The organism is Streptomyces sp. NPDC058279 (assembly GCF_042881255.1).
In the GTDB taxonomy this organism is placed as follows: domain Bacteria; phylum Actinomycetota; class Actinomycetes; order Streptomycetales; family Streptomycetaceae; genus Streptomyces.
The window spans coordinates 319,939-334,407 of the sequence record NZ_JBHVYA010000004.1; the positions used below are offsets into that span (position 1 = coordinate 319,939).

Annotated in this window: 10 protein-coding genes; 3 read left to right on the plus strand and 7 right to left on the minus strand. The window is 71.0% G+C overall.

Annotation, left to right across the window (positions count from 1 at the left end; all coding sequences use genetic code 11):
* Window positions 1–14: 14 nt before the first annotated feature.
* Window positions 15–1,751: a GAF domain-containing sensor histidine kinase gene (locus tag ACFVXJ_RS11230; RefSeq protein WP_389661455.1), complete on the plus strand. Its 1,737-nt coding sequence runs from the start codon at window positions 15–17 to the stop codon at window positions 1,749–1,751.
* 83 nt (window positions 1,752–1,834) lie between these two features.
* Here the strand turns inward: ACFVXJ_RS11230 and ACFVXJ_RS11235 are convergent, their stop codons facing one another.
* Window positions 1,835–2,713, minus strand: coding sequence for a Cof-type HAD-IIB family hydrolase (locus tag ACFVXJ_RS11235; RefSeq protein ID WP_389661574.1), 879 nt, complete (start codon window positions 2,711–2,713; stop codon window positions 1,835–1,837).
* Between the two features lie 179 nt (window positions 2,714–2,892).
* Here ACFVXJ_RS11235 and ACFVXJ_RS11240 point away from each other — a divergent pair, with 179 nt between their 5' ends.
* Window positions 2,893–3,798, plus strand: coding sequence for an LLM class flavin-dependent oxidoreductase (locus tag ACFVXJ_RS11240; RefSeq protein ID WP_389661456.1), 906 nt, complete (start codon window positions 2,893–2,895; stop codon window positions 3,796–3,798).
* A 96-nt stretch (window positions 3,799–3,894) separates the two neighbouring features.
* Here the strand turns inward: ACFVXJ_RS11240 and ACFVXJ_RS11245 are convergent, their stop codons facing one another.
* The 3 genes from ACFVXJ_RS11245 to ACFVXJ_RS11255 form a co-directional block, all read right to left on the minus strand.
* A complete protein-coding gene (locus ACFVXJ_RS11245; protein ID WP_389661457.1) occupies window positions 3,895–6,984 on the minus strand; it encodes a tetratricopeptide repeat protein in 3,090 nt (1,029 codons plus the stop codon).
* Window positions 6,981–8,867, minus strand: a complete 1,887-nt coding sequence (locus ACFVXJ_RS11250) for an HSP90 family protein (RefSeq protein WP_389661458.1) — start codon at window positions 8,865–8,867, stop codon at window positions 6,981–6,983. Before ACFVXJ_RS11250 ends, ACFVXJ_RS11245 begins: the two co-directional genes overlap by 4 nt.
* A 110-nt stretch (window positions 8,868–8,977) precedes the next feature.
* Window positions 8,978–9,529 (minus strand): RNA 2'-phosphotransferase, encoded by a 552-nt coding sequence (locus ACFVXJ_RS11255; protein WP_389661459.1) that lies wholly within the window; start codon window positions 9,527–9,529, stop codon window positions 8,978–8,980.
* Between the two features lie 134 nt (window positions 9,530–9,663).
* Between ACFVXJ_RS11255 and ACFVXJ_RS11260 the strand changes: the two genes are divergently transcribed.
* Window positions 9,664–10,581 (plus strand): aquaporin, encoded by a 918-nt coding sequence (locus ACFVXJ_RS11260; RefSeq protein WP_389661460.1) that lies wholly within the window; start codon window positions 9,664–9,666, stop codon window positions 10,579–10,581.
* A 104-nt stretch (window positions 10,582–10,685) separates the two neighbouring features.
* Here ACFVXJ_RS11260 and ACFVXJ_RS11265 read toward each other — a convergent pair whose 3' ends face one another.
* From ACFVXJ_RS11265 to ACFVXJ_RS11275, 3 genes are all read right to left on the minus strand, one after another.
* Entirely contained in the window at window positions 10,686–11,603 is a 918-nt protein-coding gene (locus tag ACFVXJ_RS11265; RefSeq protein WP_389661461.1) for a MerR family transcriptional regulator, read from the minus strand.
* Between the two features lie 183 nt (window positions 11,604–11,786).
* Entirely contained in the window at window positions 11,787–13,559 is a 1,773-nt protein-coding gene (locus tag ACFVXJ_RS11270; protein ID WP_389661575.1) for an SDR family oxidoreductase, read from the minus strand.
* Between the two features lie 14 nt (window positions 13,560–13,573).
* Entirely contained in the window at window positions 13,574–14,464 is an 891-nt protein-coding gene (locus ACFVXJ_RS11275; protein WP_389661462.1) for a M24 family metallopeptidase, read from the minus strand.
* Between the last annotated feature and the right edge of the window lie 5 nt (window positions 14,465–14,469).

Sequence of the window (14,469 nt, forward strand, 5' to 3'; positions counted from 1 at the left end):
CTAGGCTCAAGGGCATGTCAGCGGAGCAGTCTCAGGAATCGCCGGAGCCGTCACGCGCGTCGCCGGACCCGCTGGAGGCCGCCGCTCATGCGACCCGCGGTCTCCAGGGGCTGTCCACCGAACTCACCGCCCGGGTGCCGCAACTGCTGGAGGCCATGCGCTCGGTCGGCACCGGCCTGGAACTGCATTCCACGCTCGACCGCATCTGTGAGACGGCCGCCGAACTGGCCCATGCCCACTACGCGGCCATCGGTGTGGTCGATACCGACCGCCGCGGCCTGTCCGATTTCGTCACCTTCGGCCTCAGTGAGGCGCTGGCGCGCAAGATCGGGCACCGTCCGGACGGGAAACGAGGCCTGCTCGGGGCGTTGATCTCGCACGCCGACACGGTGCGGCTCCCGGATCTGAGGAAGGACCCGCGTGCCGCCGGCTTCCCGGCTCACCACCCGCCCATGAAGTCGTTTCTCGGTGTGCCCATCCGGGTTCAGGGAGAGATCTTCGGCAACCTCTACCTGGCCGAGAAGAACGGTGGAGGCGAGTTCAACGACTACGACGTCCACATGGTCCGCGTCCTGGCCACGGAGGCGGGCATCGCCATCGGCAACGCCCGGCTGTACGAGGCCGCCACTCAGCGCGAGCGGTGGATCGACGGCTCGGTGGCCGTTACCACGGCCCTGTTGTCCGGAGGGGACGCGGACGACGCCCTCGCCGTGGTCGCCGAGCAGGCCCGCCGACTCGCTGATTCGGCCGCCGGGATCGTGATGCTGCCGGCAGAGGAGGGCGGAATGGAGATCGTCGCCGTCTCCTCCGACAACCCGGCGACCTCGCTCGGTGTGGTGATCCCGCCCGAGAGCCCCGTGGTGAACGAACTGCTGCGGGGAGAACCGGTCTTCGTCGAGGACGCCGCGGCGGATGCCCGCATGATCAGCCGGCTCACCAGCCAGTACGGACCCTGCATGATGCTGCCCCTGCAGAGCGGTGGGCGGGTGCTGGGCGCGTTGGTGACCCCCAGGGCGCGGGGCGGCCGCCCGTTCAGTGAGGCCGAACGCACCTTGGCCACGCAATTCGCCTCACAGGCGGCGTTGGCGCTGATGATGGCCGAGGCTCAGCGCGACCGGGAACGGTTGGCGGTCTTCGAGGACCGTGACCGGATTGCCCGCGACCTGCACGATCTTGTGATCCAGCGGCTGTTCGCGACGGGGATGATGTTGGAGGGCGCGCAGCGCCGGTCCATCGTTCCGGAGGTTCGTGACGGTATCGGCAAAGCGGTGGACGAGCTGGACGTGACGATCCAGGAGATCCGTACGGCGATCTTCGCGTTGCAGCAGGGACCGGCGGAGGCCCCTTCGGGGCTGCGTACCCGGGTGTTGCGCGAGATCAACATGGCCGCCGTACCGCTGGGGTTCAAGCCCGCGCACCGGTTCATCGGCCCGATCGACGCGGCGATCGACGAGCTGGTCGGCAAGAACCTGATCGCGGCCCTGCGCGAGGCGCTGTCGAACGCGTTCCGCCACGCGGAGGCATCCCGGATCGAAGTCCTGCTGGACTCCACGGTCCATCTGGCCGACGGGCGGCCGGGGGTACGGCTGGAGGTCGCCGACGACGGCGTGGGTATCGCGGAGGGCGGTCGGCGCAGCGGTCTGCGGAACCTGCGCCGACGGGCCGAGTCGCTGGGGGGCGCGAGCTGGTACGGCCCCGGCCTCGCCGAGAACGGCGGCGGGACCACCGTCGTGTGGGAAGCCCCGCTCTAGGGATGCCGTGTGCCTGCGCCCTCGAGTCCCTGGGCCTTCGTGTCCCTGTGCCCTCGTGCCCTGTGCCCTGGTGAGATGCCCGCCTACCGGGCGACGCCTGCGCTCAGAATGCGTTCGATGACGAGGGCCACCCCGTCCTCGTTGTTGGCGACCGTGCGGTCGGAAGCACTCGCGAGCACGTCCGGGTGTGCATTGCCCATCGCGTATGAGGTGCCGGCCCAGGTCAGCATCTCCAGGTCGTTCGGCATGTCGCCGAAGGCGACGACCTCAGCCGGTGAAATGCCACGTTCGGCACAGCACAGTGCCAGGGTGCTCGCCTTGGACACTCCGGGGCCGCTGATTTCCAACAGCGACGTAGGGCTGGAGCGCGTGATGGAGGCGTACGCGCCCGCGGCGGAGCGGGCCAGGGCGAGGAAATCGTCCGGCGCCAGTTCGGAGTGGTGGGCCAGCAGTTTCAGTACGGGAGCCGCGGTGTCGTCGAGCTCCTCACTCAGGAGCTTCTCGGCGATGGCGATCGTGGCGTTGGGGTCCTGGAAGGTCGGCGGATAGGCCGGCTCGTAATTGATACCCGTGGTCAGTTCGACGGCGAACGACGTGCCGGGCGCGGCAGCCCGGAGCGTGTCCACGACCGTCTGTGCGGCGGCCCGGGGCAGCGGCCTGACCTGGACGAACTCGCCGCCTGCGTGGAGGTCGACCACGGCGGCCCCGTTCGCGCAGATGGCCAGGCCGTGGCCGTGGACGTGATCGCTCACCACACCCATCCAGCGGGCCGGGCGACCGGTGACGAAGAACACCTCGATACCGGCCTGCTCGGCGGCGGCGAGCGCGGCGACCGTGCGGGCGGAAACGGTCTTGTCGTCGCGCAGCAGGGTGCCGTCGAGATCGGTGGCGATGAGCCGGGGAGCGGAGTTTGGCCCATCCGGGCGCTGAGGAGCCGAGGTCACCGCTCCATCTTCACTCATGGGACCAAGCCCCCAGACCAAGATCAGCCAAGCCATCAGCACGGCGATGTTTCACGTGAAACCGCGTGCTTCGTTTCACGTGAAACAAGGCGGGGTCTGATGTTTCACGTGAAACATCAGACGGGCCGCCGTGCTCCGAGGTGCGCGGTCGTCACGTGGGGCACCGTACGCTCGAACGCATGAGCCTGCGTTTGAGCACTGTGATCCTCCCGGTACGGCCTTGGCACGAAGGAGGCCGTGACCAGTGGGTCCGGGCCGAGCGGCTCGGGTTCCACGCCGCCTACACCTACGACCACCTGTCCTGGCGGACCTTCCGGGACGGCCCGTGGTTCGGTGCGGTCCCCACGCTGACCGCAGCCGCTGCCGTCACCGACCGGCTGCGCTTGGGCACCCTCGTCACCTCGCCGAATTTCCGGCACCCTGTGACGCTCGCCAAGGACCTCATGTCGCTGGACGACATCTCCGGCGGCCGTATCACCCTGGGCATCGGTGCCGGCGGTAACGGCTTCGACGCGACGGCGCTGGGCCAGGAGCCGTGGACGCCGCGAGAGCGGGCCGACCGCCTGGCCGAGTTCGTGCCGCTCCTCGACCGGCTGCTTACCGAGGGGGCCGTCACACACCACGGCACCTTCTACTCCGCCGAGGAGGCCCGGAACATTCCGGGCTGTGTCCAGCGGCCACGTCTGCCCTTCGCGGTCGCGGCGACCGGCCCGCGGGGCATGAGGCTTGCCGTCCGGCACGGCCAGGCGTGGGTGACGACCGGCGATCCGAAGCTCGCAGAGGACGGGACGCCCGAGCAGTCCCGGGAGGCCCTGCGGGGTCAGCTGGAGAAGCTGGACAAGGCACTCGCCGAGATCGGACGGGATTCCGCCTCCATGGAGAAGATCCTGCTCACCGGCTTCACCCCGGAGGGCGGTGGGGTACTGGACTCCGTCGACGCGTTCGTGGACTTCGCGGGCCGCCACCGGGAGCTCGGTTTCACCGAGCTGGTCATCCATGCGCCGATTCCGCACTCCGACTTCGCGGCCGACGAGGCCGTCTTCGAGCGGATCGCCACCGAGGCACCCGCCCAGCTGAACGGCTGATCAAGAAAGGTCGCCTGCCGCTCCCGGCCGTCTGCCCCTGCCGATGGGCGGCGGGGGCAGACGGAGCAGGACAGACGTCAGGACGCAGGAAACAAGTCAGGACAGCAGGCCGGCCACGATCCGTTCGGCCTGCGGCAGCACCCACTCCGGTACCGCCCCTTCGGGGAGGGCCCGAATCTCCTCGATCAGCGCCGAGATCCGCGCGGCGCCCGCTTGCGGGCGGTCCAGCTCGTGCTCGGTCCAAGCGGCGTTGTTCAGGCACTGGAGGCGGTCCTGGATGTGCTCGGGGCCCAGCTCGGCGTAGAGGCCGGCCGCCTGCTCCCACAGCAGGATCTCCTCCAGGCGCAGTGCCTCGATCTCGGCTCCGCCCTCCCGCGGTGCGCCGGTAGCCGAAGCCCCGGTGGCCGGAGCGCCGTCGGTGCCGCCCGCTTCTCCGGCGGTCTCCTCCCGCGACGTCACCCAACGGTCCAGCACCTGCGCCGTCTGGTGCCAGGTCTGGGCGAGCTCCGACCGCAGTTCCCGGGACCGAGGGTCATGGGCGAGCGCCGATGCCAGTACGTCGGCCGCCTCGTCCATCCGGGTCCGCGCCGCCGTCACGACCGCCTCCGTCATGTCGGAACGCAGTCCCAGCCAGGCCAGCGAACGCAGGATGCGCACCTCGGCGACCGGTGCGCCGCCCGCCTCCCGGTGCAGCTTAAGGGCCCGCTCGTAGGCGGCGACCGCTTCGACCACCAGTCCCGCCGTGGAGAGCTGATCGGCGGCCGACTGGGCGAATGCCGCCTGCGGACGCGGGTCCTCCCAGCCCCGGGTAATCTCCGCCGCCCGCAGGTACTGCTCGGCCGATGGCCGCCATTCCCGCAACTCGCGCAGAAGATCACCCAGGAACTCGTGGGCGGCGACGGCTTGACCCTCCCCGTGCTCCAGCAGATCCGGCAGGGCCGACTGCAGCACTTCCGCCGCGTCGGCGGTCCGGCCGGTGCGGGCGTACGCCCGGGCGAGCAACAGCCGGGCTTGGGCGCCGGCGTCGGCGCTCAGGCCGGCCTGGTCGAACCAGTGGGCCGCGGTGAGCGCGTGCTCGGCCGCCTCTTCCGCCCCGTCCGTGCGGGGGCCCTCGGCACCGTCGTCCGGAGTGTGCGCGCGGCGCAGGAGGATGTCGGCGAGGGTGAGTCGTACGACGCCCTGGGTTTCGGCGTCGACCACCTCCGTGACGTGCCGACAGGCGGAACGCGCGGCTTCCTCGGCCTCTTCGGGCCTACCGAGCGACGACAGCACCCCGGCCCGCAGGACCAGTGGATCCACCGCGTTCCAGGGACGGCCCGCGTCGATCCCGCGCGCAGCGGCGGAGCCCAGGAGGGACAGGGCACGCTCCGGGTCTCCGTGGGCCAGCGTCGCTCGGCCCAGTAGCTCCTCCGCCTCCGCCGCCACGTCGGGAAGCGGCTGCGCGTAGGCGTCGATGAAATCCGTGAGCTCGGCGGACATCTCAGCGTGCCCGTGCTCCTCACCGTGCCCGTGCCCGTGCCCGTCTCCTGCTCCGTGGGCGTGCCCGGTGGCCTGCGCGGGCTCTTGGACCGAGCGCAAGTACGAGTCCACGCGGATCGACGCCAGTTCCGCGAGGGCGATCCGGCGGGTTCGCAGGGGGTCCGCCGGGTCCAGGGACTCGGCGTCCCGCACGGCCACTCGCAGCAGCTTCCTGATCTCGGCCGGATCGGCCCCCGACTGCGCGGCGACGGTCGCCAACCGCAGCTGAGCGAGGGCCGCCCGTTCCGCCTGCCCGAGAGCCCGGTACGTGTCACGAACGGCAGTCAGCAGTTCCGCCGCGTCGGCGGCCCCACCGCGCGCGGCCGTCAGCGCCCGGTGATCCGCGACATCGGCCGAGATCAGCGGGTCCACCTCGTCCGCGCGGAACCCTTCCAGCCGTGCGGCCGCCTCGGTCCACAACGCGTCCGCGGCCGGATGCCCCTGATCGCGTGCCGCCCGGGCCCGGCCGACAAGCTCGGTGAGGTCACTCGACCCGGTCTGGACCGGGGCCGCCACAGGCGCCGGCGCGGGGCCGCCCGATGGGGTGGACGGCAGGGCGTGGCTGCGCACGCCCAGCGGAAGCATCCCGACCAATGGCTCCCGCTCGATCCGGGCGAGGAACCGGTCGGAGATCCGCGTCGTGCCGTTGCGTACGTCGAAGCGCCGGGCGCTGTCGAGCGCGCCGGCGAGCAGGGTGTCGTACAGCTCGGACACGCTGTGCGGTACGCCGTTGTAGGGGACGGCCGGGCTCTGACCATGGCCCAGCTCCCTCAGCCGGCGCAGCAGCACGAGGACACCGCCGTGGAAGACCAACTGGTCGCGGTCGTCGACCGGCGGGCCCATGTGGGGAGCGTGCTCGGCGAGGATCTCCAGACCGCGCGACTCGTTGCCGGTCAGCGCGCAGAACTCGATGTGCTTGCCGACCGAGGGCAGCAGACTTTCGTTGCCCCGGACCAGGCGGTAGCCGCGCAGGTGATGGGAGCGGGCCTCATCGAACCGGCCGAGCCGCAACAACGGAAGCAACGAGGCGGCGAGGACCCGGTGTGGCTCCTCGGCGCAGAGGCGCTGTCCTTCCAGCACGGGCTTCCAGGCGTCCAGGGCTTGGGCGTCGTCACCGCGCAGAGCCGCGTACTGGCCCTGACTGTTGTCCTCGCAGGCGTGGCAGTCACTCATCCCGTCGCGTTCGGCGCCGCGCCAGGCGTCGAAGGCGCGTTCGGCCCGCTCGTCGTCACCGGTCACGTCGGCGAGCCACATCTCGGCCTCGCGCACGGGCCGCTCGCTGTACCCCGCGATCCGGTAGCGGCGCTCCATGTCGTCCAACCAGCCGACCGCGGACTCCAGCGGAATGTCGGGCGAGTTGTTGATGGCCGTGGCCACCCACTTGAACTGCCAGAACAGCGAGTGGGTGGCGCTCTCGGAGAAGGAGCCCGGGTCCTTGTCGTACTCCTGGAGCAGCCGGGCGAAGGGCACCAGCAGCTTGGGGGACTCGGCGCTGTAGAGGTAGGCGTTGATGAGGTTGTCCAACGCCGCCCGGAACAGGTTCGGGTCACCGCTCACCTCGGCCGCGCCCGCCAGCGCCTCGGCGTGCGCGTTGCGGGCGGCACCGCCGGGTGCGCGTCGGTTCTCCGCCAGACCGTGCTCGATCTCCTCGCGCGTCAGCGTCGTCATTTCCGGCCCTCCTGGGCGTCGTGGGAGTGGGTCGCCCATTCCAGGAGACCGAGGAACGCCCGGTTGAGCAGCGCCGAGTCGGCGGGGCGCAGCGGCCGCTGGGACATCAGGAGCGCCTGCCCGTACAGCGACTCGACGGCAGTACCGGTGAGCGTCTCGTCGGGGAGGCCGGCGATCCGGCGGATCAGCGGATTGTTGTGGTTCAGGACGAGGCGGGCACGTGGTGCGGAGCCGCGGAGGGCACCGAGGATCCCGGTCCAGAGGGAGTCGGCGCTGTCCAGGGCCGCGCTGCGGTCGCGCTCCTGACGTGCCTGGCGGTCGTCCAGGTAGAGCGCGGGGACGGCGACGGGCTGGAAGGCACGCAGCACCACGTCGCAGCCCTGCGGTTCGAGTCGGGTGCGCGCGGTGGAGAGGAAGGCCGCGAGGGCGAGTTCGACAGTGTTCGGGACGGGGTCGAGACGCTCGGTGACGGCTCCCGCGTCCAGTTCCGTGACCTTGAGTTCGGGTCGTACGGCGGGCAACAGGGCCAAGAGGTCGGCGTCGTACGTGTAGCCGGCGTTGATGACGCCGAGGCCGTGGGCCGCCGCGATCGGGGCGATCTGGCGGAACTCCTCGACGGTGCGCGTGAAGTGGATGTCACGGTGCGCGGCGGCGAACTCCTCCAGGCTCATCGAGCCGTCGCTGGTCTCGAACGGCAGCCAGGGCAGCATCAGGCCGAGCAGTTCGGCGTCGTGCCGGGCCAGCGACTTCACCCCGAGGTGGTGGACGCTCAGGAAAGCGGCCAGCCGTTCGGGCTCGCCGGCGGCCAGCTCGGCGAGCCAGGTCCGGATGCGGGAGCCCAGCGCTTCCCGCACGGCGGCCAAGGTCTCGTCGTCGTACAGGTTCTCGCGGGAGGCGGTGGGACGCAGGGTGTCGGTGTCCAGGACGACGCGGACGAAGAACGCCCAGTCGGGCAGCAGGTTGTGCGCCTGGTCGGTGAGCAGCATGCCCTTGAGGTGGACGCGGTGGCCGGACCGGTGGGCGGGGCTGGTCGGTTCGGGCAGGACGTACGCGACGCCGCGCACACCGGCGACGGGCAGGTCGAGGTCGATGCTGTCCAGGGGGGTGAATCCGAAGATCCGGGCGCAGTGGCCGGCCAGCGCGACCCGGCGTGCCGTCGGGGTCGGATGGGGGCGGTCCCACACGGCCGGTCGGTCGGTGATGGAGCGCGGCGCGTCATCCGGTCCGGCCTGGAAGGTGATGTCATGGGGCAGCAGAGAGCCGTAGTCACGTGCGAGCTCCTCGACCTTGGCCGGGACCATCCACTCTTCGGCTCCGGGTCGGGCGCGCAGCAGGACGGTGGTGCCGGGTTCGGGCCGGGCCGCGTGGTCCAGCTCGCGGACGGTGTACGAGCCGTCGTCCGTGGCCAGCCACTCGACGGGGCGCGCGGTGAGATCGCGGGCGGATCGGGTGATGACACGGATCTCGGTGGCCACGACGAAGCAGGCCAGCAGACCGATGCCGAACTGCCCGAGGAACTCCTTGCGCGCCGTCTCCAGGCCGTGTTCGCCCCCGCGCTTCGAGCTCCTGCCGATGGTGGCGAGCAGGGAGTGCGCCTCGGCGGCGGTCAGTCCGATGCCGCTGTCCGAGATGCCGACCTTTCCGGGCTCGGCCCACATCCGGATTCGGATGTCCGCGTCCGGTTCGATGGCCCGGCGTGCGGTGATGGCGTCCACGGCGTTCTGCATCAACTCGCGCACGTAGACGCGCGGGCTGGAGTAGAGGTGGTGGGAGAGGAGGTCCACGAGCCCGCGCAGGTCGACCTGGAAGCTGTTGGTGTCCGGTTCGGGCCGGGCCGTCGATGCGGACCGGGCCGTCGATTCCGGTGGGGTCGTGGACGTCATGCGGCGTCACCTCGTCTGGTCGCGTGAGTGGTTCGGCGATCGCGAGGTGCCCCCCTCACCGATCCCGGAATTGAGGAACAGGGTAGGGGGATGATCTGACAATCTCCGCGTCAATTCCCGGACTGCCGGAAGCGCAGGAACCGCGGCGGCACCGCGTCGACCAGCCAGACACCGTTGGCGCTGATCCGGAAGACGTGTCCGGCCGCGCGCATCGCGGCGGCGTCCACGGCGAGCACGACCGGCCGGCCGCGCCGGGCGCCCACCCGGGTCGCGGTGTCCCGGTCGGCGGAGAGGTGGACGTGGTGGCGAGCCATCGGCCGCAGCCCTTCGGAGCGGATCGAGTCCAGGGCGGGGGCCACGGTGCCGTGGTAGAGGTACGCCGGCGGTTCGGCTTCCGGCAAATCGAGGTCCACCGCGACGGTGTGGCCCTGGTTGGCTCTGATCCTGGTTCCCTCGACGGCGAAGCGCTGTTTGTCGTTCGTGGCGACGACGTGGTCGAGCTCGGCCCGGCCTAGTGGGAATCCGTGGGCCGCGGCCGCTTCGAGCAGCTCGTCGATCTCCACCCAACCCTGCGGATCGAGCACCAGTCCGATCCGTTCCGGCTGATGCCGCAGGTGTTTCGAGACATATCGGGACACCTTCACGGTGCGTCTGTCGTCCATCGTCCCAGGGTGCCGCCTGGAAGGCGGTGAGAGCAGCGATTTTGCGCCGGGCCTTTGAACCCCGACGACCCCTATCGCGTTTCCAAGATACGGAATACATTTTCCGATTAATCGCTTCCCAGGGGGGAGAATCCATGACAATCGATGCTTCGCTGCCGCGCCGTGCCGCCGCCGAGCTCATCGGCACGGCCGGACTGCTCGTGGTGGTGATCGGCTCCGGGATTCAGGCCTCGGCCCTCAGCCGTGACACCGGTGTCGCACTCATCGCCAACTCGCTCGCCTCCGCCATCGGTCTGGGTCTGATCATCACCCTCTTCGGCCCGCTCTCCGGCGCCCACCTCAACCCGGTGGTCACCCTCACCTCCTGGTGGGGGCGGCGGTCCGGTGGCGTCGGGGTGGCCGGCCGGGACGCCCTCGTCTACGCCATGGCCCAGACGGCCGGGGCCATCGGCGGGGCCGTCCTCGCCGAGGTCATGTTCGGCCGCGTACCGGGAACCTTCGCCACCCAGGTCCGCGGCGGTGGGCACCTGCTGATCGGTGAGATCGTCGCCACGGCGGGGCTGGTCCTGGTCATCCAGGGCCTCGGCCGTATCGGCCGCCCACGGCTGATCCCGGCGGCGGTGGCCCTCTACATAGCGGCGGCGATCTGGTTCACGTCCTCGGGATCCTTCGCGAACCCGGCCGGCACTGTCGGGCGTGCCTTCAGCAACTCGTTCACCGGGATCGCCCCGCAGTCGCTGCCAGGTTTCGTCGGAGCGCAGTTGCTCGGCGGGGCCCTCGGCCTCGCGCTCGCCGGGTTGCTCTACGGCGCCGAGCGCGGAAGCCGGCGCGGCGGCGTCGAAGCACCGCTTCGGAAGCCCGCCATGCATCATCCGGAGCCTGCCGTGCACCATCCGGCCCCCGTCCCGAACCATCCGGAGCCCGCCCCGAACCACCCCGGCGCTGCCCTCGATCCGGCGGTGGCCACTTCGGGCCCCGCAAGTGCCCCTGAATCGGCCACGCCAGTGGCTGATAACCGCCACCCGAACCCGGCGGACACGGTCTGGCTGTGAGCCCCGGACCCGGTTGCCCACAGGTACGGTCGAGTTGTCCACAGCCGGTTCGGCGGGTTTTGGCGGCAAGAGCGTGATTCGCCCTGTGGACTACCGATCGAGCACTACCGGCCGCCACCCCGGCCGACCAGCTCGTTCATCGTCCGGGCCTGGAGCTCCCGCTCCGTGGCGGCCCGGATGAACTCCGCGACGTGCTCGGGACCCACCAGGTCCCGCACCGCCCGCACCGTCTCGGCCGGCAGCGGCACCGGCGAGGGCCCCGCGGCCTGTGCCGTTCCGGCCGCACCCAGGTGCTGCTGCAGGTGCCGGGTCGCGAAGAGCCGCATTGCCCGGGCGAGTTCGGCATCCACCGTCTGCTGGGCCAGCGGCCGCAGTCTGCGTACCATCGTCGCCGCCTCGGCGGCATCCGCGTCCGTGGGCGGGACGGGGCTCAGGTAGCGGGCGAAGACGTGCTCGGTGGTGAACTCCAGGAACCGCGAGGCGATGTGTTCCACCTGACCGCGCAACTCCCGCAGGTGCCCCGTGATCGCCGGCAGCGGCACGCCCGCCGCGTACAGCTCGGCGGCGACGGCCAGCTCCTGCGGGGAGGGAACGAGGAACTCGTCGGGCCGCCCCGGGATCCGCTCCAGCACCCCCAGCTCGCACGCCTCCCCCACCGCGTCGTCGTCGGGCCGGCCCCCGAACCGCTCGTTGAGTTCGGCCCGGCTGATCCGCGCGGCCTCCTCGTCGGTCCACGGCCCGTGCACCTCGGCGACCAGACCCAGTACGCCGCCCAGCCCGCGCCCCGCGTCCCACGCCTCCAGCAACTCCTTGATCGAGGCCAGCGTGTAGCCGCGGTCCAGCAGGTCCGCGATCTGCCGCAGCCGCGCCAAATGCGTGTCGCGGTAGACATTGGAGCGGCCACGCCGCTCCGGCTTCGGCAACAACCCGCGGTCCTGGTAGGCGCGGATCGTGCGGACCGTCGCCCCGCTGTGATGCGCCAGATCCTCGATCCGGTACTCGGCCAGCGCCTGATCGGACAATCCCGGCTCCCTACGACATGGCGGCTCGGCCGGCCGCGCCCGCCGCGGCCCGGGCGGCAGGTGGTGCCACCAGATGCTCGACCGCCGTACGCGGCGAGCCCTCCTGCGAGGGATGGTACGACCGCCGCAGTTCGCCGGATATGGCCGTGCCGGGCTCTCTCCGGCGAGGCGGACCGGCCCGGCTCACAACCTCGGCTCCAGCCTCGCGATGCGCCGCAGGGTCCGCGGTGCGAAGCGGGACATCCACAGCGCGCCCTTGGACTCCGGGGTCACCGGCACCACGGCCTGATTTCTCACCACGGCGAGCAGGATCGCGTCGGCGACCTTCTCCGGCGGGAAGTTGCGCAGCCCGTACAGCCGGGAGGAACGCTCCTGGCGGCGTTTCTCCTCGGTAGCGTCCACTCCGGCGAACCGCGACGTGGCGGTGATGTTGGTGTTCACGATGCCGGGGCAGATCGCCGAGACACCGATCGACTTCGACGCCAGCTCGGCGCGCAGGCACTCGCTCAGCATCAGGACCGCCGCCTTAGACGTGCTGTAGGCGGGCAGCGTCTTGGATGGCAGATAGGCGGCGGCGGAGGCGGTGTTGACGATATGACCGCCCTGGCCGCGTTCGGCCATCTGCTTCCCGAAGATCCGGCAGCCGTGGATGACGCCCCACAGATTGACGTCGAGGACCTTCTTCCAGTCCTCCGCGGTGGTGTCGAGGAAGGGGCCGGAGAGCCCGATCCCCGCGTTGTTGACCAGGACGTCCACGACCCCGTACTCGGTGGCCGTCTTCGCCGCCAGCTTCTCCATCGCCTGCTCGTCGCTGACGTCGACGCACTCGCCCCAGGCTTCCGGAGCGCCGACCAGGCGGGCCATTTCGGCGGTGCGCGCCGCACCCTCGCCGTCCCGGTCCACACACACGACCCGCGCCCCTGCCTCGGCGAACGCGAAGGCGGTGGCCCGCCCGATGCCGCTGGCGGCGCCGGTGACCAGCACCAACTGCCCGCCGAACCGGTCGGCGTACGCGCCCGGCGCCTTCCGCTCCGGCGCCCGTGTCGCGGGCTCCTCCGTGGCGGTGACGAATTCGCCGATCCAGGCGGCGAGCTGGTCGGGACGGGTCCGGGGCACCCAGTGCTTCGCGGGCAGTGTCCGCCGCACGAGGTCGGGGGCCCACCGTTCGAGATCGTCGTAGAGCCGCTCCGAGAGGAACACGTCCCCGGTCGGGGTGATCAACTGGACCGGTACGTGGGCGTACGCGTCGGCGCGCGGGTGGCGCAGACGCGACCGTACGTTGTCGCGGTAGAGCCAGGCCCCGTGCGCCGCGTCCGAGGTCAGGGAGGCGGTCGGGTAGTCGTCCGTCGGGACGTCCTCGACACGCCGGAGGATCCCGGGCCACCGCTTGCCGAGCGGTCCGCGCCAGGCGAGCTCCGGCAGCACGGGGGTGTGCAACATGTACACGTACCAGGACTTGCGGCCCTGGTTCACCAGTTGGGCGACTCGGCGCGGGGTGGGGCGGGTCGTCCGCTTCTTGATCCAGTGCCCGAAGTGGTCGAGGGAGGGCCCCGACATGGAGGTGAAGGAGGCGATCCGGCCTTCGGTACGGGCGACCGTCGCGAACTCCCAGCCCTGGACCGAACCCCAGTCGTGTCCCACCAGGTGCACCGGCCGATCCGGGCTGACCGCGTCCGCCACCGCCAGGAAGTCGTCCGTCAGCTTCTCCAGGGTGAAACCGCCACGCAGCGGGACGGGGGCGGAGGAGTGCCCGTGGCCCCGTACGTCGTACAGCACCACGTGGAAGCGCGTCGCCAGCCGTTCGGCGACCTGCGACCAGACCTCCTTGCTGTCCGGATAGCCGTGGACGAGCACCACCGTGGGCCGGTCCGGCTCGCCCAACTCGACTACGCAGAGCTCGATACCGCCGGTGCGTACCCGGCGCTCGCGTGCGCCCGCGAGGCCCGCTGCGCTCATGCCGCTCATGCAGTTCATGCCGCCTTCTCCTCAGCCCAGCGCCGCACGTGCGGCAGATCGTCGTCCAGCCAGAAGGCGCTCTCGTCGGGGTCCCGGGAGTCGGTGACGACCAGGATCTCCTCGAATTTCGCGCCGGTGCCCCGGAAGCCCAGATGCGGCTCCACCGCCCACAGTCCCGGTCGCGGTGGGTGGTCGGAGAAGTGGTACGGGCTCCACAGCGGCGACCAGCCCTCCCGGTGCCCGTGCAGGGCGTCGCTCGCCAGACCCCTGAGGGACTGGCTGCCGAACCCGAAGGCGGTGGGTGACCAGCGCCGCTCCTTGACCCGGCCTATCTTGTGCGCGATCACGCCGAACGGATAGGCGCGGTGCCGGTTGGCGTAGCCCTGGCGGGTCATAAGGCGCTCGACGTTCTCGTAGATCTCGCGCAGCGGGCGACGCTCGCGCACTTGCTGCAAGATCAGCTCACGGTGGGGTCGCAGATCGGTCATCAGCCGGTCCTGGACGGGATTGAGCCCGAGGCTGCCCGAATAGCCGATGTCGGCCGCGTACCCCTGGTAGACCGGGGCCATGTCGAGGATGAACGGCATCCCCGGCTCCAGCCGCCGGTTCGTCGGGAAGAATTGGAGGGGGATCTTGAAGTTCACGAAGGCGGTGCGGTCCCCGAACCACGCGAACGGCAGATGGAACCAGTCCCGCACCCCTCGCTCGCGCAGCCACTCCCGCTGCATGCGCGCCGCCTCGCGTTCGGTCACCCCCGCGCGCAGTTGCGCGGCGACCGTCTCGGCGCACTCGTAGGCCAGGCGCTGGACCTCCCGGAACCCGCGCAGTTCGGCGGAAGGCGTGAGCGACGAGCGTGCGGTGCGTGTGGTGCCCTGACCCGTGCGTTGCGTGGTGTCCCCAGCCATGCCAG

What these genes read in the sequence shown, in the direction of transcription:
- ACFVXJ_RS11230 (WP_389661455.1), top strand. Translation starts at nt 15, where the DNA reads ATGTCAGCGGAGCAGTCTCAGGAATCGCCGGAGCCGTCACGCGCGTCG.
- ACFVXJ_RS11235 (WP_389661574.1), bottom strand. Translation starts at nt 2,713, where the DNA reads ATGAGTGAAGATGGAGCGGTGACCTCGGCTCCTCAGCGCCCGGATGGG.
- ACFVXJ_RS11240 (WP_389661456.1), top strand. Translation starts at nt 2,893, where the DNA reads ATGAGCCTGCGTTTGAGCACTGTGATCCTCCCGGTACGGCCTTGGCAC.
- ACFVXJ_RS11245 (WP_389661457.1), bottom strand. Translation starts at nt 6,984, where the DNA reads ATGACGACGCTGACGCGCGAGGAGATCGAGCACGGTCTGGCGGAGAAC.
- ACFVXJ_RS11250 (WP_389661458.1), bottom strand. Translation starts at nt 8,867, where the DNA reads ATGACGTCCACGACCCCACCGGAATCGACGGCCCGGTCCGCATCGACG.
- ACFVXJ_RS11255 (WP_389661459.1), bottom strand. Translation starts at nt 9,529, where the DNA reads ATGGACGACAGACGCACCGTGAAGGTGTCCCGATATGTCTCGAAACAC.
- ACFVXJ_RS11260 (WP_389661460.1), top strand. Translation starts at nt 9,664, where the DNA reads ATGACAATCGATGCTTCGCTGCCGCGCCGTGCCGCCGCCGAGCTCATC.
- ACFVXJ_RS11270 (WP_389661575.1), bottom strand. Translation starts at nt 13,559, where the DNA reads ATGAGCGCAGCGGGCCTCGCGGGCGCACGCGAGCGCCGGGTACGCACC.
- ACFVXJ_RS11275 (WP_389661462.1), bottom strand. Translation starts at nt 14,464, where the DNA reads ATGGCTGGGGACACCACGCAACGCACGGGTCAGGGCACCACACGCACC.